This window comes from Lentzea fradiae (assembly GCF_900100955.1).
Taxonomy (GTDB): Bacteria; Actinomycetota; Actinomycetes; order Mycobacteriales; family Pseudonocardiaceae; genus Lentzea; species Lentzea fradiae.
This window is the reverse complement of record NZ_FNCC01000002.1, coordinates 65,444-90,525: the sequence shown is the minus strand read 5'-3', so window position 1 is coordinate 90,525 and position 25,082 is coordinate 65,444. Positions and strand designations below refer to the sequence as shown.

At 69.7% G+C, this 25,082-nt stretch carries 24 protein-coding genes; 14 read left to right on the top strand and 10 right to left on the bottom strand.

Translation table 11 applies throughout. The features are described 5' to 3' along the window. Nucleotides 1–51: 51 nt before the first annotated feature. The gene (locus BLT23_RS40550) at nucleotides 52–201 is read right to left on the bottom strand and encodes a hypothetical protein (protein WP_176946597.1); all 150 of its coding nucleotides are present in this window, start codon (nucleotides 199–201) and stop codon (nucleotides 52–54) included. A 255-nt stretch (nucleotides 202–456) separates the two neighbouring features. Between BLT23_RS40550 and BLT23_RS04355 the strand changes: the two genes are divergently transcribed. Beyond that, the gene (locus tag BLT23_RS04355; protein WP_090046808.1) at nucleotides 457–1,071 is read left to right on the top strand and encodes an SIMPL domain-containing protein; all 615 of its coding nucleotides are present in this window, start codon (nucleotides 457–459) and stop codon (nucleotides 1,069–1,071) included. 4 nt (nucleotides 1,072–1,075) lie between these two features. Here BLT23_RS04355 and BLT23_RS04350 read toward each other — a convergent pair whose 3' ends face one another. From BLT23_RS04350 to BLT23_RS04340, 3 genes are read right to left on the bottom strand one after another with little or no spacing between them, the layout of a single operon-like run. After that, nucleotides 1,076–1,330: a hypothetical protein gene (locus BLT23_RS04350; RefSeq protein WP_090045927.1), complete on the bottom strand. Its 255-nt coding sequence runs from the start codon at nucleotides 1,328–1,330 to the stop codon at nucleotides 1,076–1,078. Nucleotides 1,331–1,365: 35 nt separating this feature from the next. Next, complete coding sequence (locus BLT23_RS04345) at nucleotides 1,366–2,343, bottom strand: serine hydrolase domain-containing protein (protein ID WP_245743609.1); 978 nt, start codon at nucleotides 2,341–2,343, stop codon at nucleotides 1,366–1,368. Between the two features lie 58 nt (nucleotides 2,344–2,401). Continuing rightward, nucleotides 2,402–3,616 (bottom strand): acetyl-CoA C-acetyltransferase, encoded by a 1,215-nt coding sequence (locus BLT23_RS04340; protein ID WP_090045924.1) that lies wholly within the window; start codon nucleotides 3,614–3,616, stop codon nucleotides 2,402–2,404. A gap of 45 nt (nucleotides 3,617–3,661) precedes the next feature. On the opposite strand from BLT23_RS04340, the gene BLT23_RS04335 reads away from it, so the two are divergent. Further along, nucleotides 3,662–4,897, top strand: coding sequence for a 3-oxoacyl-ACP reductase (locus BLT23_RS04335; protein ID WP_090045922.1), 1,236 nt, complete (start codon nucleotides 3,662–3,664; stop codon nucleotides 4,895–4,897). Next, nucleotides 4,897–5,664, top strand: a complete 768-nt coding sequence (locus BLT23_RS04330) for a MaoC family dehydratase (RefSeq protein WP_090046806.1) — start codon at nucleotides 4,897–4,899, stop codon at nucleotides 5,662–5,664. Before BLT23_RS04335 ends, BLT23_RS04330 begins: the two co-directional genes overlap by 1 nt. On the opposite strand, the gene BLT23_RS04325 is transcribed toward BLT23_RS04330, so the two are convergent. Next, nucleotides 5,653–6,288 carry a TetR/AcrR family transcriptional regulator gene (locus BLT23_RS04325; protein WP_090046805.1) on the bottom strand — a complete coding sequence of 212 codons (636 nt, stop codon included), beginning with the start codon at nucleotides 6,286–6,288 and terminating at the stop codon, nucleotides 5,653–5,655. The genes BLT23_RS04330 and BLT23_RS04325 overlap by 12 nt on opposite strands. Nucleotides 6,289–6,391: 103 nt before the next feature. On the opposite strand from BLT23_RS04325, the gene BLT23_RS04320 reads away from it, so the two are divergent. The 5 genes from BLT23_RS04320 to BLT23_RS04300 all read left to right on the top strand — a co-directional run bounded on the left by BLT23_RS04320 (nucleotide 6,392) and on the right by BLT23_RS04300 (nucleotide 10,556). Beyond that, a complete protein-coding gene (locus BLT23_RS04320; RefSeq protein WP_090045920.1) occupies nucleotides 6,392–7,021 on the top strand; it encodes an SCP2 sterol-binding domain-containing protein in 630 nt (209 codons plus the stop codon). Nucleotides 7,022–7,032: 11 nt separating this feature from the next. Further along, the gene (locus tag BLT23_RS04315) at nucleotides 7,033–8,247 is read left to right on the top strand and encodes an acyl-CoA dehydrogenase family protein (protein ID WP_090045919.1); all 1,215 of its coding nucleotides are present in this window, start codon (nucleotides 7,033–7,035) and stop codon (nucleotides 8,245–8,247) included. 131 nt (nucleotides 8,248–8,378) lie between these two features. Continuing rightward, a complete protein-coding gene (locus BLT23_RS04310) occupies nucleotides 8,379–8,798 on the top strand; it encodes a hypothetical protein (RefSeq protein ID WP_090045918.1) in 420 nt (139 codons plus the stop codon). Between the two features lie 192 nt (nucleotides 8,799–8,990). Beyond that, the gene (locus BLT23_RS04305; RefSeq protein WP_143035816.1) at nucleotides 8,991–9,494 is read left to right on the top strand and encodes a hypothetical protein; all 504 of its coding nucleotides are present in this window, start codon (nucleotides 8,991–8,993) and stop codon (nucleotides 9,492–9,494) included. Between the two features lie 69 nt (nucleotides 9,495–9,563). Further along, entirely contained in the window at nucleotides 9,564–10,556 is a 993-nt protein-coding gene (locus BLT23_RS04300) for a thermonuclease family protein (RefSeq protein WP_090045915.1), read from the top strand. A gap of 6 nt (nucleotides 10,557–10,562) precedes the next feature. On the opposite strand, the gene BLT23_RS04295 is transcribed toward BLT23_RS04300, so the two are convergent. The 5 genes from BLT23_RS04295 to pdhA all read right to left on the bottom strand — a co-directional run bounded on the left by BLT23_RS04295 (nucleotide 10,563) and on the right by pdhA (nucleotide 15,625). Next, nucleotides 10,563–10,889, bottom strand: a complete 327-nt coding sequence (locus BLT23_RS04295; protein ID WP_090045913.1) for a hypothetical protein — start codon at nucleotides 10,887–10,889, stop codon at nucleotides 10,563–10,565. 68 nt (nucleotides 10,890–10,957) lie between these two features. Beyond that, nucleotides 10,958–11,878, bottom strand: coding sequence for a helix-turn-helix domain-containing protein (locus BLT23_RS04290; protein ID WP_218133650.1), 921 nt, complete (start codon nucleotides 11,876–11,878; stop codon nucleotides 10,958–10,960). Between the two features lie 113 nt (nucleotides 11,879–11,991). Then, nucleotides 11,992–13,389 carry a dihydrolipoamide acetyltransferase family protein gene (locus BLT23_RS04285; protein WP_090045910.1) on the bottom strand — a complete coding sequence of 466 codons (1,398 nt, stop codon included), beginning with the start codon at nucleotides 13,387–13,389 and terminating at the stop codon, nucleotides 11,992–11,994. Between the two features lie 14 nt (nucleotides 13,390–13,403). Further along, on the bottom strand, nucleotides 13,404–14,429 hold the full coding sequence (locus tag BLT23_RS04280; RefSeq protein ID WP_090045908.1) for an alpha-ketoacid dehydrogenase subunit beta: 1,026 nt from the start codon (nucleotides 14,427–14,429) through the stop codon (nucleotides 13,404–13,406). Further along, on the bottom strand, nucleotides 14,429–15,625 hold the full coding sequence (gene pdhA, locus BLT23_RS04275) for a pyruvate dehydrogenase (acetyl-transferring) E1 component subunit alpha (protein WP_090045907.1): 1,197 nt from the start codon (nucleotides 15,623–15,625) through the stop codon (nucleotides 14,429–14,431). The genes BLT23_RS04280 and pdhA overlap by 1 nt, the downstream gene beginning before the upstream one ends. Before the next feature lie 370 nt (nucleotides 15,626–15,995). Between pdhA and BLT23_RS04270 the strand changes: the two genes are divergently transcribed. The 6 genes from BLT23_RS04270 (at nucleotide 15,996) to BLT23_RS04245 (ending at nucleotide 25,077) form a co-directional block, all read left to right on the top strand. Next, a complete protein-coding gene (locus tag BLT23_RS04270) occupies nucleotides 15,996–17,399 on the top strand; it encodes a M20/M25/M40 family metallo-hydrolase (RefSeq protein WP_425434343.1) in 1,404 nt (467 codons plus the stop codon). A gap of 210 nt (nucleotides 17,400–17,609) precedes the next feature. Then, nucleotides 17,610–20,264, top strand: coding sequence for an MGH1-like glycoside hydrolase domain-containing protein (locus tag BLT23_RS04265; protein WP_090045903.1), 2,655 nt, complete (start codon nucleotides 17,610–17,612; stop codon nucleotides 20,262–20,264). A gap of 242 nt (nucleotides 20,265–20,506) precedes the next feature. Next, entirely contained in the window at nucleotides 20,507–21,319 is an 813-nt protein-coding gene (locus tag BLT23_RS04260; RefSeq protein WP_090045901.1) for a transporter substrate-binding domain-containing protein, read from the top strand. Between the two features lie 81 nt (nucleotides 21,320–21,400). Next, a complete protein-coding gene (locus tag BLT23_RS04255; protein WP_090045899.1) occupies nucleotides 21,401–22,207 on the top strand; it encodes an amino acid ABC transporter permease in 807 nt (268 codons plus the stop codon). Beyond that, complete coding sequence (locus BLT23_RS04250) at nucleotides 22,204–22,971, top strand: amino acid ABC transporter ATP-binding protein (protein ID WP_090045897.1); 768 nt, start codon at nucleotides 22,204–22,206, stop codon at nucleotides 22,969–22,971. The genes BLT23_RS04255 and BLT23_RS04250 overlap by 4 nt, the downstream gene beginning before the upstream one ends. A gap of 3 nt (nucleotides 22,972–22,974) precedes the next feature. Beyond that, the gene (locus BLT23_RS04245; RefSeq protein WP_090045896.1) at nucleotides 22,975–25,077 is read left to right on the top strand and encodes a translocation/assembly module TamB domain-containing protein; all 2,103 of its coding nucleotides are present in this window, start codon (nucleotides 22,975–22,977) and stop codon (nucleotides 25,075–25,077) included. The last annotated feature ends 5 nt before the right edge of the window (nucleotides 25,078–25,082 follow it).

Below are 25,082 nucleotides of genomic sequence, written 5' to 3'. Positions count from 1 at the left end.
TCGGGGAGGCACTCGCGCCCGGGGCGCGGGGCGAGTGCCGGGTTCGTGAAGTCAGCGCAGGTTGGTGGTGACCTGAGCCTGGGCGATTGCCATCAGCTCGTGGCGCATGGACGGGGTGGTCGCCATGTCGATCGCGCGAGCCACGGCCTTCCGGTTGCGCGCCTCGGCACGACGGGCGCGGAGCTTCGCTGCGAAGTTCATCTCTGCCTGCACTTCCCTCTCGGAGTCTCTTAGCGGTTGATGACTCAAGTATGCACCTTTGAGAGCTCAAATGCACGGGATTATCCGGTGAGGTGGGGCACATGCCGATGAATCGTCGGCGACAGTCCACGATGGCCGGACGATGACGGGGAGCCGCAGTCGGCACCGCATCCGCGTTTCCGGTGCCCGCCTCAGAGCCGCGGACGATCCTCGAAGAGGTTGCGGATCGAGCGGGTGGGCGGTTGGCTGGCGTCCGTGGCTGAAGTCGTGACCAAGGGGACCGGCGAGGTCGAGCGCACCGCCGACCGCGCGCAGCTGGACGTGACGTTCGAGGCGGTCGGAGCCGACCGCTCCGAGGCGGTGAGCACGCTCAACCAGCGCATCTCCGCCGTCGAACCGCTGCTGGAGACGTTCGAGGTGCGCTCGCGGCAGCTGTCCGCGCACGACAACTGGGACAACAACCAGCGCGTCGGCAGCCGCGCCCAGCAGCAGTACGTGATCTGGGTGTCCGACCTCGACCGCCTCGACGACCTGCTCGCGGGCCTGGTGCAGGCCGAGCCGTCGTGGATCAACGGTCCGTCGTGGGCGCTCGTCGACGACGGCGAGGCCGTCCGGGAGGCGCAGAAGGAAGCCGTGGCCGACGCGCTGCGGCGGGCAGAGGGCTACGCCACGGCACTCGGGCGGCGGCTCGGGCCGTTGCTGCGCATCGGCGACACCGAAGGCGGCGCCGGCTTCTCGCCCAAGATGATGCGCGGCGGGGCGTCGTTCGAGATGGCGGGCCCGGCCGGGATGGTGGACCAGCTGGCGCTCAAGGCGCAGCAGATCACGGTGACGGCGGTGTGCACGGCCGCGTGGTCGTTGCTCGACTGACGCGCTACCCGGCGTCCTTCAGCGACTCCATCGCCGACTGCACGGCCTGGGCGTCGCGGTCGTCCGGACGTGCCCGCAGCCAGCGCCGCAGCCAGTCGACCCGGCGCGAGGCCGCCGTGGCCAAGGTGAGCACGACGTACGCGCGGCGGTCCCACTGCTGTGCGGACGCCAGCGCGTCCGCCGCCGGGCGCCACTCGCCGCGCAGCGTCGCGACCAGCGCCCGCGCCAGTACCGGATCTTCCTCCGGGTCCACCTGCATCTACCGCCACCCCCGTGGTCCGCACCAATCGCGGTTCACGCAGTGTGCACGGCGCTCCGCCAGAAATCACGCATGACCGCCAACGGAGACGGGCTTGTCATCGGAGTGCGGGTCAGCAGCACCGTGACCAGGTCTTCTGTCCACGTGACGTGGAATGAGGTGCCGGAGCCGCCGACCCAGCCGTAGCGGCCGGGGACGTTCCAGGCGTCACGCTCCGTGATGTCGACGCTGCCGCCGAGACCCCAGCCCTGCCCCTCCAGGAAGATCTCGGCGGCGGCGCGCTCGGCCGCCGTGGTGGTGTCCGTCGCCAGCTCCGGCAGCAGGTCGCTCGCGAGCAGATGACGGCCGAACGCCAACAGGTCGTCGGCGGTGGAGCTGAGCCCGCCCCCGCCGGACGGCAGGGCCGGGCTGAGGAAGCTCGTGCCGGTCATGCCCAGCGGGCCGAAGAGGTGCTCGTCGAGATGACGGGGAAGTGAGCCCGTGACGCGGTCGAGCAGGACGCCGAGCACGTCGTAGGAGGTGTTGTAGGTCCAGCCGTCGCCGGGCTGGTGCAGCAGCGGCACGCCGGCCAGCCGCTCGAGCCACTCGCCGGGCGACGGCAGGTCCTCGTGGCCGTGCAGGTGGGCCTCGGCCAGCAGCTTCCGCGTGGCGGGCAACGAGAAGTCGGCCGTGAAGCCCCAGCCGCACCGGGACGTCAGCAGGTGCCGGACGGTGATCGGGGCCGTGGCGGGGACGACGTCGTCCAGCCCGGCGTCCGGCGTGCGGACGACCAGCGGGGCCGCCAGTTCGGGCAGCCAGGTCGCGATCGGGTCGTCGAACCCGATCGTGCCGTCTCTGACCAGCCGCAACGCCGCCGTGGCGACGACCGGCTTGGTCACCGAGGCGATCGGGAAGACCGACTGACGGGTCTCCTCGCCGACCGCCGCGAACTCCACGTCGTCGCCGCGGGCGACGAGCGCCACCGCGGCCGGCACGTCCTCGCGGTGGGACTCCAGCACTTCCGACAAGGTCATGGTCGCCATCCTTCGCCTGAACGGGTCTGGACGGGTGGACCTCACCCCGTCGGAGAACTCATCGCTCCAGGATCGCCGTGACGCCCTGACCCCCGGCGGCGCAGATCGACACGAACCCGCGCCCGCTGCCCTTGCGGTGCAGCAGCTTCGCCAGCGTCGCGACGATCCGCGCGCCGGTCGCCGCGAACGGGTGACCCGCCGCGAGCGAGGAGCCGTTGACGTTCAGCTTCGCCCTGTCGATCTCGCCGAGCTCCTTCTCCCACGCCTTCAGCGTCGCGAGCACCTGCGACGCGAACGCCTCGTGCACCTCGTAGAAGTCGAAGTCCTGAAGCTTCAGGCCCGCCTTGGCGAGCATCCGCGGCGCGGCGTGGACCGGTGCCATGAGCAGGCCCTCGCCGCCGTGCACGTAGTCGACGGCGGCGGTCTCGGCGAACGTCAGGTAGGCGAGCACCGGCAGGTTGCGGGCCTTCGCCCACTCCTCGGTCGCGAGCAGGACCGCGGACGCGCCGTCGGAGAGCGGCGTCGAGTTGCCCGCGGTCATCGTGTCGCCGAAGACGGGCTTGAGCTTCGCGAGCTTCTCGACGCTGCTGTCCGGGCGGAGGTTCTGGTCGCGGGTCAGGCCGAGGTACGGCGTGACGAGGTCGTCGAAGAAGCCCTCGTCGTAGGCGCGCGCGAGGTTGCGGTGGCTGCGCACGGTCAGCTCGTCCTGCTCCTCGCGGGTGATGCCGTACTCGGCGGCGGTGATGGCCGCGTGCTCGCCCATCGACATGCCGGTGCGCGGCTCGCCGTTGCGCGGCAGGTGCGGCACGACGTGGCTGGGCCGCAGCTTCGCCAGCAGGCTGATCTTGCGGGTGCGGTTGAACTCCAGCAGCAGCTTGCGGAAGTTCTCGTTCACGCCGATCGGCGCGTCGCTGGTGGTGTCGACGCCACCAGCGATGCCCGCCTCGATCTGGCCGAGCGCGATCTTGTTGGCGACGGCGACGACGGCCTGCAGGCCCGTGCCGCACGCCTGTTGCAGGTCGTACGCGGGCGTCTCGGGGCTGAGCCTGCTGCCGAGCACCGACTCGCGGACGAGGTTGAAGTCGCGCGAGTGCTTGAGGACGGCGCCGCCTGCCACCTCGCCGAGCCGTTCGCCCTGCAGGCCGAAGCGGCTCACCAGGCCGTCCAGCACCGCCGTGAACATGTCCTGGTTCGACGCGGTGGCGTACGGGCCGTTCGAGCGGGCGAACGGGATGCGGTTGCCGCCGATGATCGCTACTCGCATGGGCGCCATAGTACCTACTAGCGGGTAGACTTACTAGCGAGTAGGTTATGGCACGTGGACAGGTACCAGAAGTTCGCGACGTCAGGGCTCGGCCGTCGACTCGTGCGCAAGCTCGGCCTGCCGGACCCGTACCCGTTGCGCCGCGACGCCGCACTGGCCACGCCGGTGCTCGTCGGCGGCGCCACCCGGCTCCCGTTCCTCGAACAGCTCCTGACGGGGCCCGCTCCCTACGGCGCGCTGGTGTTCGACGCGTCCGGCATCGACTCGGTGAGCGACCTGCGGCAGCTGCACGACTTCTTCCACCCGGCGATCACGCAGCTCGGACCGTGCGGACGCGTCGTCGTGATCGGACGGTCGCCGGACTCCGTGGCGCAGCGGGCACTCGAAGGCTTCATGCGGTCCGTCGGCAAGGAACTGCGGCGCGGCGGCACGGCCAACCTCGTCTACGTCGCCGACGGAGCCGAGGACGGCGTGGAGTCGACGCTGCGGTTCCTGCTGTCCGGCCGCTCGGCGTACGTGTCAGGCCAGGTGATCCGGGTGTCCGGCACCGGTCCGGCCGGCACGCTGGAGGGCAAGGTCGCGCTGGTCACAGGCGCTTCCCGGGGCATCGGCGAGGCGATCGCGACGGTGCTGGCCCGCGACGGCGCGCACGTCGTCTGCCTGGACGTGCCCGCGGCGGGCGAGGACCTCTCGAAGGTCGCCAACGCCGTCGGCGGATCGGCGGTGCAGCTCGACATCACCGGCGACCCGGCTCGACTCACCTCCCACCTGCGGGAACGGCACGGCGGCGTGGACGTGGTCGTGCACAACGCGGGCATCACGCGGGACAAGACGCTGGCGCGCATGGACTCCGGCAAGTGGGACGCGGTGCTGGAGGTCAACCTGGCGTGCCAGGAGCGCGTCAACGCCGCTCTGCTCGACGGCGACGTGCTGCGGCCCGGCGGACGGATCGTCGGGGTGTCGTCGATCGCGGGCATCGCGGGCAACTACGGCCAGACCAACTACGCCACCTCGAAGGCGGGCGTGATCGGCATGGTGCGGACGCTGGCACCGGTGCTGGCGGAACGCGGCGGCACGATCAACGCCGTGGCGCCCGGTTTCATCGAGACGAAGATGACCGCGGCCGTGCCGTTCGTGACCCGTGAGGCCGGGCGGCGGATGAACAGCCTGTCGCAGGGCGGGTTGCCGTCCGACGTGGCGGAGACCGTGGCGTGGTTCGCGTCGCCGGGTTCCGGTGGCGTCAACGGCAACGTCGTGCGGGTGTGCGGCCAGATGATGCTGGGGGCGTGATGTTGCTACGTGCGGCTCTCACCGCGTTCCGGCGCGGCGGAACGCTTACCGCCCAACCGGTCTCGGACTGTCTGGCCGTCTCACTGGAACACCTCGCGGCGTACAACTCGGTGTGCGGCTTCGGTTTGCGCGACGCGCTGCCGTTGACGTACCCGCACGTGCTCGGCTTTCCGTTGCAGATGAAGCTGATGACGGGTGACGGCTTCCCGTTCCCGCTGCCCGGGCTCGTGCACCTCGCGAACCGGATCACGCAGTCGCGCCCGCTGACGCTGGACGAGCCGTTGGAGATCACGGTGTCCGCCCGCGACCTGCGACCGCACGCGCAGGGCACGCAGGTGGACGTCGTGACGTCGGTTTCCGGTGTCTGGGAAGGAGTTTCGACCTACCTGCACCGGACCGGCGGCTCGCCGGGCTCGGGGGAGCAGCCACAACGCCCGTCCGCGTCGGCGGTGTGGCGGGTGCCCGCGGACGTCGGACGGCGCTACGGCGCGGTGTCCGGCGACCGCAACCCGATCCACCTGCACCCGTTGAGCGCCAAGGCGTTCGGCTTCCCACGCGCCATCGCGCACGGGATGTGGACCAAGGCGCGCTGCCTCGCGGCGCTGGAAGGCAGGCTGCCCGGCGCGGTCAGCGCCGAGGTGCGGTTCAGGAAACCGCTGCTGGTCCCCGGCCGCGCCGAGTTCTCGGCGCGCGAGGTACCGGACGGCTGGAAGTTCGCCGTGTGGGGCAAGCGGCCCCACCTGCTGGGGACGGTCTCAGCGGCGTGACGGCGGGTGCCACACGTTGCCGGCGACGAGGTTGCTGAAGCCCATCCAGACGAGGTTCATGAGGCGGGCGGCGACGACCCCGGCGGGTTCCTCCGGGTGGTCGAGCCACCAGTCCGCGAGCGACTCGCCGGCCCCGACCAGCGCGGCGGCCAGCGACTCGGCCTCGAGCTTCGTCGCCGGCGCCTTCGTCGACTGCGTGAGCAGCGCCGCGACCAGCGTCAACGCGCGACCACGCATGTCCGCGAGCTCGGCCGCGAACGGCCCGCCCTGCGTGGACGCCTGCCGGTGCAGCACCTGCCAGCTCGACCGGTTCTCCCCGACGAACCCGAAGAACCCGCGCAGCCCGCTCCACAGCTGCACGTCCGGGTCCTGGTCCGGCTCGACGGCGTTCGCGATGGCCTCCATCATCCGCGTGGCCTCACGCCGGATGCACGTCGCGAACAGCTCTTCCTTCGACCCCAGGTACGCGTAGAGCATCGGCTTGGAGATGCCCGCGACCTCGGAGATCTCGTCCATCGACGCCGCGTGGAAGCCGAGCCGTGAGAACACGTCGATCGCGGCGTCCATGATCTGCCGCTCGCGTACGGCGCGTGGCAAGCGCTTGGCCCTGCCCTCTGTGCGCATCACTACCCCTCGGTTCGGATCAGCAAGATTATCCGATCACCTTGCCGCGCTATCTACTCACCAGTAGTCTTACTGGCGAGTAGGTACCAGGAGGTGTCCCACCATGACGCTCGACCTCACCACCGAGGCGATCGCCAAGCTCAGCCCGGCGGAGCTGATCGGCACGCTGGAACGCATCTCGCCGGACGACCCCGCGCTGAAGGGCGTCGACATCGACGTCATCGCCCGCGGCGTCGACCCGAAGAAACTGGGCAAGGACGACTTCGCGGCACTGCTGAGGGCGCTCGGCGCGCTGGCGGACGGCGGCGCGGACCTCGACCTGTCGAAGATGGACCCGTCGAACTTCGCCCGGATCATCTCGCGCGCCTCGAAGGACCAGATCGAGGCCGTCGTCTCCGACCCGGCACTGCGCACGCGCGTGCTGGACGAGGTGTTCCGCCGCATGGAGGCCCACTTCCGCTCGGACCGGGCCGGCGCCACCAAGGCGGTCGTGCACTTCCACGTCCTGGAAGACGTCTACGAGGCGATCATCGAGAACGCCGAGTGCACCATCAACAAGGGCGTCACGCGCGAGGCCCGCGCCGTCGTGACGCTGACCCCCGCCGACTTCCTCAAGCTCGCGACCGGCAACGCCTCCGCCCCCGTGCTGTTCATGACGGGCAAGCTCAAGGTGAAGGGCGACCTGGGGTTCGCGGCCGGGTTCATGAGCCTGTTCAACATCCCGAAAGCCTAGGAGAGAGTTCTGTGGGTGGCTTCTCGCTCGAGCTGAACGAAGACCAGACCGACCTGCGCGACTGGGTGCACGGCTTCGCCCGCGACGTGATCAGGCCCGCGGCCTCCGAGTGGGACGAGCGCGAGGAGACACCCTGGCCGGTCATCCAGGAGGCCGCGAAGATCGGCCTCTACGGCTTCGAGTCGCTCGCGACCTGGTTCGCCGACCCCATCGGCCTGTCGCTGCCCATCGCCACCGAGGAGCTCTTCTGGGGCGACGCGGGCATCGCCCTGGCCCTGATGGGCACCGGCCTCGCCGTGGCCGGCATCTTCGCCTCCGGCGAGCCCGAACAGCTCGCCGAGTGGGTGCCGGAGTGCTTCGGCGACGAGTCGGACCCGAAGCTGGCGGCGTTCTGCGCCTCCGAACCGCAGGCGGGCTCGGACGTGGCGGGCTACCGGACGCGGGCCCGCTACGACGAGGCCACCGACGAGTGGGTGATCAACGGCCAGAAGGCGTGGGCCACCAACGGCGGCATCGCGAACGTCCACGTCGTCACCGCCGTGGTGGACCCCGAGCTCGGCGCCCGCGGCCAGGCGGGCTTCATCGTCCCGCCAGGCACCCCCGGCCTCTCGTCCCCCGGCAAGATCAAGAAACACGGCATGCGCGCCTCGCACACGGCGGACGTCTTCTTCGACGACGTGCGCGTCCCCGGCCGCTGCATCCTGGGTGGCCGCGAACGCGTGGAAGCCCGCCTGGCCCGAGCCCGCGAGGGCAAGCGAGCAGGCGGCCAGGCCGCGATGGCCACGTTCGAGACCACCCGCCCGACCGTCGGCGCGATGGCCGTCGGCGTCGCACGAGCCGCGTACGAGTACGCCCTCGACTACGCCAAGGACCGCGAGGCGTTCGGCCGGAAGATCATCGAGAACCAGTCGATCGCGTTCGACCTGGCCAACATGAAGATGGAGATCGACGCGGCCCGCCTGCTCGTGTGGCGCGCGGCGTGGATGGGGCGCAACAACGTGCCGTTCACCGCCGGTGAGGGGTCGATGTCGAAGCTCAAGGCGTCCGAGGTGTCGGTGTGGGCGACGGAGCGGGCGATCCACGTGCTGGGTGGGGCCGGGTACACGCGGGAGCACCCGGTGGAGCGCATGCACCGGGACTCGAAGATCTTCACGATCTTCGAGGGGACGTCCGAGATTCAGCGGCTGGTCGTGTCGCGGGCGATCTCCGGGATGTACATCAAGTGAGCTGATCCCTTCTAGCCGTCCTCGGGCCGTTTCAGGGGACGGGGTCTGGCGAGGCTCAAGGCGCGCCGCCGATGGTGGCGCGTTGTACCCGACTCCCAGCCAGGCCGATCGCACGCAGGTATCTTCACCGGATGACGGACGTCCGCAACTTCCGGCGTGTCTGTTACGCAGCTGCCCGTCACACTGGCGGCAACGTGGTCGAGTTCCGCCTTGCCAGCAACGTGACACCCAACTTCCACCAGGGACTTATCGCCTACCGCGAGCGCACGGTCGCCGTCGCCTGTGCGCGCGACTCAGCGATGCTGGCCCTCGCAGAGCCCCGGACCATCGACTTTGTCGACGGCGTCGGGGAGTCGGGCCCGCTGGCGTTTGTCGACGCCCCTGAGCTGGTGGCCGCACTGGCCGCCCTGCTGCCGGGGTCTCAGGTGCTCACCCCGTCCGAGCTGAACGGCCCCTTCGACGCCACGGCCTGGCCCCACATCTCGTCGAACGACATCACGTACTGGCGACCCGGCACTCTCGGCGAAGCGCTCTTCAACTACTGGGACTGAGGACCGGACAGCTCCCCGCCAGGGACGAGCGAGATTTAGCGACTGGTCGTCTCGCGGGCGATCTCCGGGATGTACATCAAGTAGCCGTCTGACCACGGGCCGGGACCAAGATCCCGGCCCGACTGCTACTCAGGGTGCGTATTTCCGCGTTGTGCCCCGTGAACGTCCATAACGGACATATCCTGCGCGCCCATGAAGCACACGCCGGCGCAAGTGGCCGCCGTTGTGGTGGGCCTGATCGACGCGGCTGTCCTCGTCGCGGACATGCGGCTGGGTGCGACGCCGCTGCCCGTGTGGGGGAACTACGCGCTCATCACGACGACGATCGTGCTTGTCACGCTCATGGTCGTGCAGTTCCGCGATGCTCGGATGCGGTCCGAGCGCCTGAGGGATCTCTTCAAGGCCATGCGGAGATCGCTGTCCTTCATCGCGATCTGCCTGACGACGGTCGCGTTCTACGGTGGCTGGGCCATCGCGCTGGGCACGCTGCTGAGCGGTGCCACGGCGGTCAACCTCAAGCACGAGGACGGGCAGTACACGTCAACGCAGCGCAGTGCTGTTGTCGAGCTTTCCGCGGAGGAGTACGAGCGGGCCTTGGCGGCCAACCAGCGGGTGATCAGCGCGGTGAGTCTTGCTTGTGCCGGTGGCGTCTTCGCGCTCAGCGGGGTGATGCGGCGGAGCCGTGTCATCCGGTAGGCGGATGCCCGGTGGTAACGGACGGTTCCTCGGTCTCGATTGCACTGCAGTCGGAGCAGAGGAGTTTTCTTGGTCGCCAACTTCATCGGGGGCGCGCTGGTCGTGGCGGCCGTCGGAGGCATCGCCATGGTGGCGCTCGCGGACGAGCCGAGTCCGCCGGTCATCAGCGTGGAACGCGTGATCGACGGCGACACCATCGAGGTGCGCACGGACGGGCAGGTGGAGAAGATCCGGCTGCTCAACATCGACGCGCCGGAGACGGACGAGTGTCTCAGCGCCGAGGCGACGGAGCACCTGGCTCGGCTGCTTCCGGCCGGCACCACGGTCACGCTGGAGCACGACGTCGAGCGGACCGACCGGTACGGGCGGGTGCTCGCCGGGGTGGTGAAGGCGGACGGGACGCTGGTCAACGCGGAGGTCGCCAGGGCGGGTCTCGCCGCCGCGATCACCGTCGGGCGGAACGCCCGGTTCTACCCCGAGGTGAACGCGGCTTTGTCGGAAGCCGTCGCGGCTGAGCGCGGACTGCACTCCGGCGAGATCGACTGCACGTTGCCGGCGCAGGTCAAGGCCGTCACCACGGCCGCGGCGGCACCGGCTCCCGCGGCCACCGCTGCTCCGGCGGAGTGGACGCTGGCGGCCGACAAGGCGAAGAGCGCGTTGCTGCGGGCGGATGCGTTGGTAAGGCCGCGGGGGATCGTGTGGACGGTCCTTTCCGCTGCGCAGCAGTCGAAGCTCCGGGAGCTCGTCGCCTCCACTCGGTCCACTTTGGACCAGCGCGAGAAGGACTTCCGCAGTGGCGCGGCCGCTGCCGAGAAGCGTGAGGCAGAGGCGGCCGAGGAACGGCGTCGCGCCGAGGTGGCGGCCGAGGAACAACGGCAGCGGGCCGCGGCCGAGGAGCAACGGCGCCGGGACGCCGCCGCCCAAGCGCAGGCACAGGCACAGGTGCAGCAGCAGAGAACCCAGAGCGCGCCGCAGCAGCCCGCGGACCCGTATCCGGGCTACAACGGTCCTCGCTGCTACGCGCCGGGCGGCAAGACCTGGACGCCGTGCCCGCAGCGCTGACCGCGGTCAGGCCGGCAGGGTCAGGACCGCGCCCACGCGCCACAGCTCGCGGCGGTGCACGGCCAGGAGCACGGTGTCGTGACGGCGGCGGAAGCGCAGCACCACGAAGTTCGGGTGCGGCGGGTCTTGGTCGGCGATGTGCTCGACGCGGCCCTCGCTGTCGCTGAAGACGATGCGCTCGTCCCAGATGATCTTCGTGGGGCCGAAGAACAGCTCGCCCTCGTGCCACTCGCCGTCCAGGAACACGTCGCCGTCGCCGCGCGTGTGGTCGTCGCCGGTGGGGCCGAAAACCCCGGCGACCACTCCCCCGATGAGCTCGAACAGTGCGGACATAACGATCCCCCTTCGTCTCCCCTGGAACGAGCTGGGCGCCCAGCAGGTTCCAGTGGTGGTGCGGGGGATCAGCCGAAGGGCTGTCCCGCGGCGCGCAGCCAGGCGCGTTCGGCCGAGGTGTCCGGGGCCTGCGGCCAGCCGTTGATCTTCGCGAGCAGGACCCAGTACCGCTCGGCGCGCGGGTCGGCGAAGTCGGCGTAGGAGCGCAGCCGGTCGACGAGGTGTTCGTCGTTCGGCACGCCCAGTGCCTCCGCCCACTTGGCGTTCACGCGGTCCACGACCTCACGGGCCTGCGGCGACTCCGGCGTCACACCGGCGTCGATGGCTTCGCGGGCCTGGGCGATCGCGTAGGCGAACGCCTCCTGCTGTCCCTCGGCCGGCGGTCCCATGTCGGCACCGGACTGCCGCATCTCCTGGTGCTGGGCGGACATCCGCTTCACCGACGCGCGGAAGTCCGGGTCCTGCACGAGCTTCGCGAGCTCGACCCACGCCTCCAGCTGCTCGGTCGACGGGTCGTCCGGCAGCTCCACCCGCACCGAACGCATGTGCTGCTCGAACTGCGGGTCCAGCTCGTAGGGCCCGAACACCTCCTCGAAGAAGTCGTCGAGGATGCGCTGGCGCTCCTCGTCCGACATGCGTGCCAACTCGTTCATCAGTTCCATCTCCCCTCCTCTGGCGACGGCGCGCAGAACGGCGCGGCGCAGCCGCAACGTCCGCATCTGCGCGTCGATCGCTTCCGCGTGCGCACGCGCCACGTCGGTCACCGACACCTCCTGCGCGAGGACGCGTCCGGCCGTCGGCAGGTCCACGCCCAGGTCCCTGAGCGTGCGGACGAGCTTCAGCCTGGCCACGGCCTCGGCGTCGTAGGTGCGGTATCCGCCTGCGGTTCTGTCCGTGGGCGGGATGAGGCCCGAGTCGGAGTAGAACCGGATGGTGCGGACGGTGAGTCCGGTCATCCTGGCCAGCTCACCGATCTGGTAGCGCGTCACGGGACCACTGTGCAGTCTCCAGTCGCTGGAGGGTCAAACCGATTCACCGAACGGGTGGCTGAACAGCGAAAAGGCCCCCGCACCGGAGTGCGGGGGCCTCGTCACGGACCGGCTCAGTAGGTCATCGCGATGCCCGGCTCGGCCAGCAGCGCGCCGACGTCGGCCAGGAACTGCGAGCCCTGCTGGCCGTCGACCACGCGGTGGTCGAACGACAGGGCGAGCTGGCAGATCTTGCGGATCTTGATCTCGCCGTCGACCACCCACGGCATGTCGCGGATCGCGCCGAGCGCGAGGATCGCGGACTCGCCGGGGTTGAGGATCGGCGTGCCGGTGTCGACGCCGAAGACGCCGACGTTGGTGATCGTGATGGTGCCGTTCATCATGTCGGCCGGGGACGTCTTGCCCTCGCGCGCGACGGTGGCGAGCTCGTCCAGTGCCACCGCGAGCTCCTTCAGGGACATGCGGTCGGCGTCGCGGACCTTCGGGACCACCAGGCCGCGTGGCGTGGCCGCCGCGATGCCCAGGTGGACGTAGTCCTTGTAGACGATCTCGTTCGCCGCGGCGTCCCAGGTGGCGTTGACGTCCGGGGTGCGGCGCGCGGCGAGGATGACCGCCTTGGCGCAGAACGCCAGGGGCGTCAGCTTCACGCCGCGGAACTCCGGCGCGTTCTTCAGGCGCGCGCGCAGTTCCATCATCGGCGTCACGTCGACCGTGAGGAACTCGGTGACGTGCGGTGCGGTGAACGCGCTGTCCACCATCGCCTGCGCGGTCGCCTTGCGGACGCCCTTGATCGGCACGCGCCGTTCGCGCGAACCGTTGTCCACAGTGGACTGGACGGCGGGGGCGGGGGCCGCCACCGCGCTCTCGACGTCCTCGCGGGTGATCACGCCGTCGGGGCCGGAGCCCGTAAGCGCGCGCAGGTCGACGCCGAGGTCCTTGGCCAGCTTGCGGACCGGCGGCTTCGCCAGCGGCACGTAGCCACCGGGCGCGGCGGCGGGGGCCGGGGGCGCGACCGGAGCGGCCACGACCGGAGCGGGCGGAGCGACGGGAGCAGCGGGCGCGGCGGGTGCGGTGACCTTGGCCGCGGCCGGGGCGTCCTTGCGCGCACGGCGCTTGGCCGCGCCGGACTTCGGGCCGTAGCCGACGAGCGTCGCGATGCGTCCGCCCGGCATCTCCTCGCCGATCTTGCCGGACGACGCCCCGTTCGCCTCGGGTGCCGCGGCGGCGGGAGCAGCGGCCGCGGGGGCGGGGGCGGCGGAGCCGCCGGGGTCGGTGTCGATCGTGATGATCGGGACGCCGACCTCGACGGTCTGGCCGGGCTCGGCCAGCAGCTCCGTCACGACGCCCGCCCACGGGCAGGGCAGCTCGACGGCGGCCTTCGCCGTCTCGATCTCGACGATGATCTGGTTGACCGTGACCGTGTCGCCCGGCTTCACGTGCCAGGTGAGGATCTCGGCCTCGGTCAGCCCCTCTGCCGTGTCGGGCAGGGGGAATTGCTTGAACTGCGGCATTTCCGGTTGTCCCCTTACCAGGCGAGCGAGCGGTCGACGGCGTGCAGCACCCGGTCGAGGTCGGGGAGGAACTCCTCCTCGAGCTTCGAGGGCGGGTACGGGGTGTCGAAACCGGTCACCCGCAGCACCGGTGCCTGCAAGGAGTAGAAGCACTCCTGCTGGACCCTGGCTGCAATCTCGCTGGCGATCGAGGACTCGGACGGCGCCTCGGACACGACGACCAGGCGGCCGGTGCGGCGCACCGACTCGAAGACCGGGCCGAGGTCGAGCGGCGACAGCGAACGCAGGTCGATGACCTCCAGCGACGTGCCGTCCTCGGCGGCCGCGTTGGCGGCGTCGAGCGAGGTGCGGACCATCGGGCCGTAGGCCACCAGCGTCGCGTCCGTGCCGGGACGCAGCACGCGCGACTCGAACAGCGCGCCGGGCTTGGCCGTGGTGTCGACCTCGCCCTTCTCGTAGTAGCGGCGCTTGGGCTCGAAGAACAGCACCGGGTCGTCGCAGTCGATGGCCTGCTGGATCATCCAGTAGGCGTCGGCCGGGTTCGAGCACGAGACGACCTTGAGGCCGGCGGTGTGCGCGAAGTACGACTCGGGCGACTCCGAGTGGTGCTCGACGGCGCCGATGCCACCGCCGAACGGCACGCGGATCACGATCGGCATCTTGATCTTGCCCTGCGTGCGGTAGTGCAGCTTCGCGACCTGCGACACGATCTGGTCGAAGCCCGGGAAGATGAAGCCGTCGAACTGGATCTCGCACACCGGGCGGTAGCCGCGGATCGCGAGGCCCACGGCGGTGCCGATGATGCCCGACTCCGCGAGCGGCGTGTCCAGCACGCGCTGCTCACCGAAGTCCTTCTGGAGACCGTCGGTAATTCGGAAGACGCCACCGAGCTTGCCGATGTCCTCGCCCATCATGATGACCTTGGGGTTGGCCTCCATGGCCGCCCGCAGGCCCATGTTGAGCGCCTTCGAGATCGTGAGCGTCTGCACCGGGGTCGCCGGGGCGGCGGCGGTCGAACGATCCATCGTCGGAGCAGCCATCAGTGCTCACCTCCAGCGAAACCCGAGACGTAGTCGAGGAACTCATCGCGCTGCGCGTCGAGGTTGGGGTTCCCCTCCGCGTAGACGTTGCTGAAGATCCGTTCGGCGGGCGGGTCGGGCATGTTCGTGCAGAACTCCCGCAGCTCCTCGCCCAGCTCGTCGGCCTCCGCCTCGACACCGGCGAAGAACTCCTGGTCGGCCCACTGCTGGCGGACCAGGTAGACCTTCACGCGCTCGATCGGGTCCTTGAGCTTCCACATCTCGAGCTCGTCCGACAGCCGGTAGCGCGTCGGGTCGTCGGAGGTGGTGTGCGCGTCCATCCGGTAGGTGAACGCCTCGATCAGGATCGGGCCGTTGCCGTGACGGCACTCGTCCAGCGCCCACTTGGTGACGGCGAGCGTCGCGAGGACGTCGTTGCCGTCGACCCGGATGCCGGGGAAGCCGTAGCCGCGGGCGCGCTGGTACAGCGGCAGGCGCGACTGGCGCTCGGTGGGCTCGGAGATGGCCCACTGGTTGTTCTGGCAGAAGAAGACGAGCGGCGCGTCGTAGACCGCCGCCCACACGAAGCCCTCGTGCACGTCGCCCTGGCTGGTCGCGCCGTCGCCGAAGAAGCACATGGTGGCTTCTCCCTCGTCGTCGCCGACCTTGCCGTCGAACTTCTGGCCCATCGCGTACCCGGCCGCGTTGAGGACCTGGTTGCCGATGACGATCGTGTACGGGTGGAAGCGCTTCTCGACCGGGTCCCACGTGCCCTGGTCGGTGCCGCGGAAGATGCCGAGCAGCTCCGTCGGGTTGATCCCGCGCGTCCACGCGATGCCGTGCTCGCGGTAGCTCGGGAAGGCCATGTCGGTCGGGCGCATCGCGCGGCCGGCACCGATCTGCGCGGCCTCCTGGCCGAGCAGCGGCACCCAGATGCCGAGCTGGCCCTTGCGCTGCAGCGCGTTCGCCTCGCGGTCGACCCGGCGGATCAGGACCATGTCGCGGTACAGGCCGCGCAGCTCCTCCGCCGTGATGTCGATGTCGAAGTCGGGGTGCTGGACCCGCTCACCCTCGGGGGTGAGGAGCTGCACCAGGTCGGCGCCACCCTCGTCCGTCGCTCGCAAGCCTGCGATCACCTGTTCCGCTGTCGGTTTCGCGCCAGTGGCGGCCGGCGCTGCGTCCGGCTCAGGGTGCGTCCATTGCTCAGGGGACGACATGCGCCTTCTCCTCTGTCTACTCCGACCGCCTGATCGCTCGTGACGACCTCGTGCGGCGACGTCGGCGGTCGCCGCCAACCCTGTGGGGCCGGAGGCAGCCGTCGACGGTGACGGTGGCTTACGACCACATCCTGACACGGCCTCACCCGAGTTGGTGAGACCCGTCCCACTTCGTAACACATGAGTCAACGTTCTGATCAGCGACAACAGTCGGAGGTTCGACTTTTTGTCCTCCGACCAGAACGTCCGGTCACCGGACAACGTTGTCCCGGTTACCGATCGTTAACTTCCGGGGAGGTCTCAGTGGTAGAGGCTACGGACGCGAGCGGAGGCGGAGTCGTGACAGGATCGAGAGGTGGAACGATCAGTTGTGACCAGCACCGTCAGGACGCTCTGGGACGAGGAGATCGTCCCGAGCCTGTCTCAGCTCGTCGCCGTGCCGGCGATCTCGCCCGCGTTCGACCCAGCGTGGGAGGAACACGGCGAGCTGGCTGCGGCGATCGACCACGTGAAGGCGTGGATCGCCACCAGGAACCTGCCCGGCGCAGAGGTGGAGGTCGTCCAACTGGCGGGACGCACGCCACTCCTCGTGGTCGACGTGCCGGCGTCCGGCAACGCGAACGACGACACCGTGTTGCTCTACGGACACCTCGACAAGCAGCCCCCGGTGGGCGGCTGGGGCGAGGGGCTGGGCCCGTGGACCCCGGTTCTGCGTGACGGACGTCTCTACGGCCGCGGCGCCGCCGACGACGGTTATTCCGGTTATGCCGCAATCGCCGCGATCGAGGCCGTGCGCGCCGCGGGCGGTTCCCACGCGCGGTGCGTCGTGCTGCTGGAGACCGGCGAGGAGTCGGGCTCGCCCGACCTGCCCGCCTACCTCGCGCACCTCTCCGACCGCCTCGGACGCGTGTCGCTGGTCGTCTGCCTCGACTCGGGCGGCTCCGACTACGACCGCATGTGGCTGACGACCTCGCTGCGCGGGTTGGTGCAGGTCACGATGACCGTCCGAGTGCTGGAGGGCGGCATGCACTCCGGCATGGCGTCGGGCATCGTGCCGTCGTCGTTCCGGATCGCCCGCGTCCTGCTCGACCGGATCGAGGACGCCGCGACCGGCGAGGTCCTGGTGCCGGAGATGCACGTCGAGATCCCGGCTCACCGGCTGGCCGAGGTCCGCGAGGCCGTCGAGGCCGCGCCCGGCGCGCTGTGGGACCCGGTCCCGCGCGTCGGCGACCTGCGGGCGATGTCGGACGACGAGGTCGAGCTCGCGCTCAACTCCGGCTGGCGCCCGACCCTGTCCGTCACCGGCGCCGAGGGCCTGCCGCTCCCGGACGACGCGGGCAACGTGCTGCGCCCGTACACGACCCTCGTCCTGTCGTTCCGCCTGCCGCCGACGGCGTCCGCCTCGGCCGCCCTGGAGGCGGTCAAGGCGAAGCTGACGACGGACGTGCCGTACGGCGCGACGGTCGAGCTCTCCCGCGTCGAGTTCGCCGACGGCTGGAACGCTCCGGAGCTGGCACCGTGGCTGGCGGCGACGCTCGACGAGGCCGGCAAGGACGTCTTCGGCGCGCCGTGGCGGACCGTGTCGCTGGGCGGCTCGATCCCGTTCATGGGGCTGCTGCACGAGGCGTACCCGGACGCGCAGTTCCTGGTCACGGGGGCCGTGGGGCCGGACTCGAACTGCCACGTGCCGGACGAGTGGCTGCACCTGGCCCACGCGGCGCGGGTGACGGAGGCCGTGGCACTGGTGCTCGACTCGCACTCGAAGCAGTCCTGACGCTCCGTTACTCTCAACTACTCTCAATAACTACTGTCAACTCTCAAGTTGTCGGTTCAGAGTTGAGAGTGAAGCGCTTCGCCACACCGTCGGCGGAACGCTCTGCGGACCGGCGGCTCAGGCGTGGGCCGACCACGCCTTGAGTGAGGAAGGACTCAGACAGGACCCAGCCCCCACCGGCCGTCCGACCGGGTGTCCCACACTGGGGTGATGGTCGAACATGCGGAACGAGCGCGTCTCGCGGAGTCGGAGAGCCCGACCTCGCCGTGGCGGCTGTGGGGGCCGTACCTGTCGGGCCGCCAGTGGGGCACGGTCCGCGAGGACTACTCGCCCGAGGGTGACGCGTGGGCGTCGTTCCCGTTCGACCACGCCCGTGCGCGCGCCTACCGGTGGGGTGAGGACGGGATCGCCGGGATCTGCGACGTCCACGGCTTCCTCAACTTCGCCGTGGCGCTGTGGAACGGCAAGGACCCGATCCTCAAGGAGCGGTACTTCGGCCTCACCAACGACGAGGGCAACCACGGTGAGGACGTCAAGGAGCACTGGTGGGTGACCGACGGGACGCCCACCCACTCCTGGATGCAGGTGGTCTACCGGTACCCGCAGGCCGAGTTCCCGTACGCGCGGCTGCGGGAGATGGCGCGGCACGCCGGGCGGGAGAACCGCGAGCCCGAGCTGAGCGACACCGGGGTGCTGGAGGAGAACCGGTTCTTCGACGTGCGGGTCACTTACGCGAAAGCCGACACGGACGACATCTGCGTCGAGATCAGCGCGACCAACCACGGGCCGGAGGACGCGCCGCTGCACCTGCTGCCGCAGCTGTGGTTCCGCAACACGTGGGCGTGGGGCAGGGACCAGCGGCCGTGCCAGCTGGTGGCGAGCACGTCGACCGGCCGCAAGGTGACGGCCGACCACGGCAACCTCGGCCGGTACACGCTGCACCTGGACGACTCGCCGTCGATGCTGATGACGGACAACGAGACCAACGAGGTCGCGCTGTTCGGGGCCGGGCGGAACTCGTCGCCGTGGACCAAGGACGGCGTCGACGAGTACGTGGTGCGCGGCGACTCGTCGGCCTGTCAGGTGGTCGGGCCGGACGACGCGGGGGCGGCCGGGACCAAGTTCGCGGCCTGGTACTCGTTCGACCCGGTGGAGCCGGGCGAGACGGTGACCGTGCGGTTGCGGCTGGTCGGCGGGGACGGGCACGTCGACCCGTTCGGGCCGAGCTTCGACGAGACGATGGGCGCCCGGCTGGCCGAGGCCGACGAGTTCCACGACGACATCGCGCCGCAGGCGGGCCAGGAGGAGCGGCACGTGCTGCGGCGGGCTCTCGCGGGGCTCATGTGGACCAAGCAGCACTACCGGTTCCGCACGCGCGACTGGCTCGACGGCGACCCGACCAAGCCGGAGGCGCCGTCCAGCAGGCGGGCGCCAGAGGCGCGCAACGTGCACTGGCGGCACCTCGACGTGGCCGACGTGATCTCGATGCCGGACGAGTGGGAGTACCCGTGGTTCGCGGCGTGGGACCTGGCGTTCCACACGATCCCGTTCACGCTGGTCGACCCGGCGTTCGCCAAGGAGCAGCTGCTGCTGTTCTGCCGTGAGTGGATGATGCACCCGAACGGCCAGATCCCCGCCTACGAGTGGGAGTTCGGCGACGTCAACCCGCCCGTGCACGCGTGGGCCGCGCTGCAGGTCTACCGCGCGGACGGCAGCCGGGACCGGGCGTTCCTCGCGAAGATCTTCCACAAGCTGCTGCTCAACTTCTCCTGGTGGGTGAACCGCAAGGACGCGGGCGGCAGCTACCTGTTCGAGGGCGGGTTCCTCGGCATGGACAACATCGGGCCGGTCAACCGGTCCGAGCCGATGCTCGGCGAGTGGCGGCTGGAGCAGTCCGACGCGACCTCGTGGATGGCCGCGTACAGCCTGCACCTCATGCAGATCGCGCTGGAGCTGGCGCGCGACGACGAGTCGTACGAGGACGTGGCGACGAAGTTCGTCGAGCACTTCCTGTCGATCGCGGAGGCGTTCACGCACTTCGGGTCGCACGGCGGCGGGATCTGGCACGACGAGGACGGGTTCTGCTACGACCGCGTCTCGCGCCGCCACCCGGACGGGCGGGTCGAGTCGGAGCCGGTGCGCGTGCGGTCGATGGTGGGGCTGATCCCGCTGCTCGCGGGCGCCGTGCTGGAACCGTGGGTGCTGGAGGAGCTGCACGGGTTCACCAGCAGGCTCGACCACCTGCTCAAGCGGCGGCCGGAGCTGCGGCAGTTCATCACGTTCCACTACGAGCGCGGCGCGTTCGTGTCGCTGCTGGACGAGCACAAGCTCAAGCGGGTGCTGCACCGGATGCTCGACGAGCAGGAGTTCCTCTCGCCGCACGGCATCAGGTCGCTGAGCGCCGCCCACCGCGAGGGCCTGGAGGTCAAGGTCGCGGGCCAGGAGCACCGGATGGGCTACGAGCCCGGCGAGTCGCACACGCCGATGTTCGGCGGCAACTCGAACTGGCGCGGCCCCGTGTGGCTGCCGACGAACGCGCTGCTGGTCGAGGCGCTGCGCACGGTCTGCGCGTTCCACGACGGCATGGTCCAGGTGGAGATGCCGACGCACTCCGGCCGCTGGGTCACCGCGGGCCAGGTGGCGGACGAGCTGAGCGACCGGCTGGTGGGGCTGTTCCTGCCCGACAGCGACGGTCGGCGGCCCTCGGACGGAAAACGGGTGGAGGCGTCGGACTCACCTCTTTGGCGCAAGCACGTCACGTTCAGCGAGTACTTCGACGGCGACACGGGTGAGGGCCTCGGGGCGACGCACCAGACCGGCTGGACCGCCCTCGTCGCGGGTTTGCTGACGCGCCGAACCCGCTGAGCTGCACTGTCCTTGATCAAATCCTGATCAAGGACACGCGCGCGTATCGATATCATTCGTGTGCAATGCGTGAAGACCTTGCGTGATCTACGTCATGCTGCGCAACATCTTGCAGTCCAAGATGCGAGTTGACGCAAAATCATTGCAAGGCAATGGCCTGTAACACGCACGTGCTGTCCACCGCGTCACCCGAGTGGCAGGATCCCGTTCACTCGTCCGCGACAGTTACGAGGAGTGACGCAGTGGCTCGTCGAACCAGGCAGTTGATGGCCTTGGTCCCAGCTCTGGGACTGGCCGTGATGGCAGCTTCCGGCTGCGCGACTCCCGTGAACCAGCCCGCAGGCGACTCGGGGGTCTCACTGGTGCAGGCAGGCAAGCTCGTCACCTGCACGCACCTCTCCTACAAGCCCTTCCAGTACAGCGAGGGCGACAAGACGGTCGGCTTCGACGTCGACCTGGTCAACCTGGTCGCCAAGGAGCTGGGTGTCGAGCAGCAGATCTTCGACACGCCGTTCGAGACGATCACCTCGGGCACGTCGTTCAGCGCGAACCAGTGCGACCTGGCCGCCGCGGGCATGACGATCACCGAGGAGCGCAAGCAGGCGATCGACTTCTCCGACCCGTACTTCGACGCCTCGCAGGCGCTGCTGGTCAAGAAGGGGGCGGGCTACTCGGACCTCGCCTCCCTCAAGGGCAAGAAGCTCGGCGTCCAGCAGGACACCACGGGTGAGAAGTACGCGAACGACAACGCGGCCGCCAACGGCTACACCGTCGTCCAGTTCGAGGACCTCCCCCTGATGGAGACCGCCGTGCGCACCGGCGCGGTCGACGCGGCCATCAACGACAACGGCCCGCTGTTCGACTACGCCAAGGAGTTCCCGGACACCGAGGTCACCAAGGAGTTCGACACCGGTGAGCAGTACGGCATCGGTATCAAGAAGGGCAACACCGCTCTTCAGACCAAGGTCAACGAGGTCTTGAAGAAGGCCAAGGAAAGCGGCGAGTACGACAAGATCTACGAGAAGTGGTTCGGCAAGAAGCCGGAGAGCAAGTAACACCTTGCTGCCCGGGGCCGGTGCGGCTCGCGTCGCGCCGGCCCCGCCGCTTGTCCGAACCACATCCGTCTAGGAGCCTCCATGGCTGTCTCCAAGCGCAAGCGTGCGGAATACATCCGCTATGCGCAGTACGGCCTTCTGATCGTCATCGCCCTGCTGGTCGCCTTCCTGGCCGACTGGGGCCAGATCAGAGCGGCGTTCTTCAACGTGGACATCGCGAAGGCGATGTTCCCGAGCGTCATCACCGTGGCCTTGAAGAACACCATCCTCTACACCGCGCTCGGTTTCGCGTTCGGGCTCGCGCTGGGCCTCGTGCTCGCGCTGATGAAGCTGTCGTCGGTCGCGCCGTACCGCTGGATCGCGACCGTCTACATCGAGTTCTTCCGCGGCGTCCCCGCGCTGCTGGTGTTCATCGGCATCTACTACGGCGTGCCGATCGCGTTCCAGATGCAGTTCCCGGCACTGACCACGGTCATGCTGGCGCTCGGTGGCGTCGGCGCCGCCTACATGGCCGAGACGATCCGCGCCGGCATCCAGGCCGTGCCGAAGGGCCAGGTCGAGGCCGCCCGCTCGCTCGGCATGTCCAGCAGCCGCGCGATGATCACCATCGTGATCCCGCAGGCGTTCCGGATCATCCTGCCGCCGCTGACCAACGAGCTGATCCTGCTCACCAAGGACTCCTCGCTCATCTACATCCTCGGCCTCTTCCGCGAGCAGTACGAGCTCACGAAGTTCGGCCGCGAGACGCTGAGCCGCAGCCCTTCGCTGACGCCGATCCTCATCGCCGGTCTCTGCTACCTCATCATCACGCTCCCGCTCGGTTACCTGTCGCGCTGGCTCGAGCGCCGCGGCACCACGGGTAGCAGCAGGAAGAAGGTGTCCGCATGAGCGACGTCTGCGTCGAGATCACCGGGCTGAAGAAGGCGTTCGGCTCGCTCGAGGTCCTCAAGAACATCGACCTGACGGTCAACCGCGGCGACGTCGTCTGCATCATCGGCCCGTCCGGTTCCGGCAAGTCGACGCTGCTGCGCTGCGTGAACCTGCTGGAGGAGCCGAACGACGGCAAGATCGTCGTCAACGGCGTCGAGCTCACCGACCCCGACGTCGACATCGACTCCGCGCGCACGAAGATCGGCATGGTCTTCCAGGGCTTCAACCTGTTCTCGCACCTCAACGTCCTGGCGAACCTGACGGTGGCGCAGCGCAAGGTGCTCAAGCGCTCCGAGACGGAGTCGCGCGAGATCGCGCTGCACAACCTGGAGCGCGTCGGGCTGTCCGAGAAGGCCCACTCGATGCCCGCGCAGCTCTCCGGCGGTCAGCAGCAGCGCGTGGCGATCGCCCGCGCGCTGTCGATGAACCCCGAGGTCATGCTGTTCGACGAGCCGACCTCCGCGCTCGACCCGGAGCTGGTCGGCGACGTGCTGGGCGTCATGCGCCAGCTCGCCGACGAGGGCATGACGATGCTGGTCGTCACCCACGAGATGCAGTTCGCCCGCGAGGTCGCCGACAAGGTGATCTTCATGGACGGCGGCTACATCGTCGAGGAGGGACCGGCGGCCGAGGTGATCGGCAACCCGCAGGAGGAGCGCACCCAGCTGTTCCTGTCCAGAGTCCTCGACCCGACGCACCACGGCCCCGGCGACCCGGCGTAACCGGTGGCCAGGGGGAAGGTCGCCGCGGAGGAAGTGCTGCGGGGACTGCTGGGGGAGAACGACGGAGCGGGCGGCTGGCGGCTGCCCCGGCGCAAGCCGAGCACGCCGCCCGTCGTCCGCGTGGTCGACAGGGTCGTCACCGACGTGCTCGACCTGCGCGCCGTCGAGGTGCCGTACGTGCTGGAGTTCGAGCACTGCCAGTTCGAGGCGGCACCGGACCTGCGGCAGGCGAACCTCGCCGGCATCTCGTTCAGCGACTGCGACCTGCCCGGCCTGGAGGCGCGGAACCTGAGCAGCAGCAACGACGTGTCGTTGCTCGGCTGCCGCGTCGCGGGCCTCACGAACTTCACCGACGCCGAGATCGCGGGCTCGTTGTTGTTGCGCGACAGCCGGTTCAGCGTTCCCGGCGGCCTGTGCCTGCACGCCGACCGGCTGACCGTCGCGGGCGCGCTGCTCGGGTTCGGCCTGCGCACCGAGGGCGAGGTGCGGCTCGCGGGCGCGCGCATCGGCGGCAACGTCAACCTCGGCGAAGCGGTGCTGGACAACGCCGACGGCTTCACGTTGAACGGCAACGGGATGCAGGTCGGCGGCAACTTCATCGGCGCGTTCACCTCGCACGGCGTGGTGTTCCTCTCCAACGCCCGGATCAGCTCCCAGCTGTCGTTGCGCGGCTCGGTGCTCTCGCGCGGCTCCGAGTTCGAGGACACCAGCGACCCGCACGCCGACCCGTCCGCGACGCTCATCCTCGACCGCTCGGACATCTCCGGCGACCTGGAGCTCGACCGCGGCTTCTCCAGCGCGGGCACGGTCCGCGCCGTGAACGCGCGCATCGGCGGCACGTTGTCGCTGGCGGACGCCGTGCTGGACGCCGTCTCGCCGCCGTCCGTCGGCACCGACCCGACCGGGTCCGGCCGTGCGCTGCACATCGACGGCGCGGAGATCGGCGGTGACGTCGTCGGGCGCCACGTGCGGATCAAGGGCCAGCTGCGCATGGTCGACACGCACGTGCGCGGCAGCATCACCTTCGAACGGGCCGCTGTGGACAACCCCTCCGCCGACGCCGTGCTGGCCAACCGCTCGCAGGTCGGCAGCAACTTCGTGGTGCGCGAGTCGGACGTCTCCGGCGGGCTGGAGCTGCGCGGCATCACCGTCGGCGCCAACCTCGACCTGCGCGGCAGCCGCCTGGCGCAGCCCGGCAAGTACCGCCACCAGCCGCGCGAGAAGCCGTCGCTCGACATCGGCGGCGCGGTGATCGGCCGCGACCTCATCTGCGCACGAGGGGACAAGGAGTTCGTGGCGCACGGCGGTGTGCGCTGCCGCCGGGCGGTGATCGGGCGCATGGCGAACTTCAACGGCGCGGTGCTCGGCTACAAGCTCGACAGCCACGCGTTGAACGCGATGGGCATGCAGGTGCAGGAGCTGATGCTCAACGTCGTCTCGCCGCCCAAGGGCCTGGTGACGCTGCGGCAGGCGCGCTGCACGTCGTTGGACGACAACGAGAACTTCTGGAACGCCACGGGGTCCATCGACCTCGACGACTTCCGCTACGACTCGCTCGCCTACCCGATCGACCTGCGCGACGACGAGCAGATCGCCCAGCGGCTGCGCTGGCTGCGCAACGCCATGCGCCGCAACTACCACCCGCGGCCGTACGACCACTTCGCGGAGATGCTGACCGCGGCGGGCAACGAGGAGCACGCCTCGACCGTGCTGATCGAGAAGCAGCGCCTGCGGTACCGGGCGGTCGCCGAGGGCATGCGGTTCTTCGGTCCGCTGGTGCTGTTCTGGAGCTTCCTGCAGCGGTCGATGGTCGGCTACGGCTACCGCCCGGCGCGTGCACTGGGGTGGCTGATCGCGGCCTGGCTGCTCGGCAGCGTGTGGTTCCAGGTCGAGGGACCGCTGAAGGAGATCAACGAGGACGACCACCTGCCGTGGAACGCGTGGCTGTTCACGATCGACCTGGTGGTGCCGATCGTCGACTTCGGCAACAAGAACCGCTGGCAGACGCCGCACGCGTCGCAGTGGATCGCCTCGGGGCTGATCGTGACGGGCTGGACGCTGGCCACGACCGTCGCCGCCGGTCTGACCCGGATGCTGAAGAGGTAGAACGC